This is a genomic window from Roseibium sp. RKSG952, from assembly GCF_009711355.1.
On record NZ_SMMF01000552.1, the window covers coordinates 1 to 1,761 of the forward strand.

Here is a 1,761-nt window from a genome sequence, read left to right on the forward strand (position 1 = left end):
CAGGCCAGCCAGGTTTTTCCGACCCCACACGGCCCGGTGATGATCACATTGCGTTTGTCCGCAATCCACTTGCCGGTCAGAAGGTCCTGGAACACCGGTTTGTCGAGCCCTCGCCGTGCGCGGTAGTCGACGTCCTCCGGGCAGGCGCCCACATGCCGCAACCGGGCGGCGCGCAGCCGTGTTTGAAAGCGGGTTGTCTCGCGTCTTGCCGCCTCCCGGTCCACCAGCAGTCCGAGCCACTCGGCGTGGGTGAGACTTTCGGTGCCCTCCCGGGCCTGGAGTTCGGCAAAGGCTTCGGCCATGCCGTCCAGTTTGAGCGCCTTGAGTTGATGAAGGGTGGGATGATCCAGCATGATGCCTCCTTATCAGTGAAAATAGCCGGGGCCACGGATGTTTGGGTGATGGATCGCGGGCGCGTCCGTGGCCTGTTCGCGGGCAGCGCGGTCCAGACCGTTTTTCAGGATTGATTGCAGGGATGTGTAGGAATAGACGTTGATCTCCAGGGCCCGTTCGCAAGCCGCCTCCAGTCTGTCCGGTCCGAATGTATCGGCCAGCCGGATCACGCCCAGACAGGTTCTGAAGCCCTGTTCGGGATGTTTGCGGCGGCGCATGACCGCACTTGTGAAAGCTTGCGTGTTGGGCCCGATGCGGGCGGCCTTTTTTCGGATGCGCTCTGGTGTCCAGTCGGCACGAAAGCGGTGATTGGGCGGCATGTGCTCGCGCAAGGTGGAATGCTGCCGGTTGCCGGAGTTGCGTGTGTGGGCGGCGACCCGTGCGCCCTTGAAAAACACCTCGACGGTGCGGGCGGTGATCCGGACCCAAAGCTTCTGGCGGATGAGCTGATGGGGAACGGAGTAATAGTGGTGCAAGACATCGACATGATAGTCGAGACCTGCCCGGCACTGTTTCCATTCGGCATAGACATAAGGGGTTGCGGCCAGGGGTTTGAGCGCGGGCTTGTCGAGCTTGTCGAACAGATCCCGCCGGCTGGCGCCAAGATGCCGGGATACCTTGGTGTTCAGTTGCTCCAGCAAGGGCCGGATCGCGGCGTTGACCTCATCCAGTGTGAAGAACCTCCGGTTCCGCAACCGGGCCAGGATCCAGCGCTCGCACAACAGCACGGCCGCTTCGGCCTTTGCCTTGTCCCGGGGCTTGCGCGGACGGGCGGGAACGATGGCGGTCTCATAGTGGCGGGCGAGATCCGCATAGGTCCGGTTGAGAGCCGGATCATGAAAGCACGATTTGGCCACGCCGGCCTTCAGGTTGTCGCAGATCACCTGGGAGGGAACGCCGCCGAAGAACGCAAACGCCCGCACATGGGAGGCGATCCAGTCGGACAGCTTCTGCGACCATGTGGCTTCGGCGTAGGTATAGTTCGACGCTCCAAGGGTTGCGATGAAGAGCTGGGCCGAACGCACTTCGCCGGTTTGAGGGCAGATGATGTCGATTGTCGTCCCGGCGTAATCGACAAAGAGCTTCTCTCCGGCCGGATGCCGTTGGCGCATGACCGGAGACAACCGGCCCTCCCACGCCCCGTAAAGTTCACAAAACCGGCTGTAACTGTAGCCATCCGGAAAGACGTTCCGGTATTCTTCCCACAAAAGCCGGAGCGTGACCCCTTTGCGGCGAAGCTCGCTGTGGACGTGAGGCCAGTCCGGTGCTGGAGCCGTCAACCGGGAGAGATCTGCTCCGCGGCTATAAAGCCGCTGCTCCAGGCTGCTGTCGGACATGTCTTCGCAAAGCGGCCAGGAAATCCCCGCT

Annotated in this window: 2 protein-coding genes; both read right to left on the reverse strand. The window is 62.2% G+C overall.

Features of this window, described 5'->3' with window-relative positions:
• Positions 1-353 (reverse strand): ATP-binding protein (locus E1297_RS02180; protein WP_196223141.1); only part of this gene is annotated, 353 nt, incomplete at its 3' end.
• Between the two features lie 12 nt (positions 354-365).
• On the reverse strand, positions 366-1,761 hold a 1,396-nt coding region (istA, locus tag E1297_RS02185), incomplete at its 5' end, for an IS21 family transposase (protein WP_209015592.1).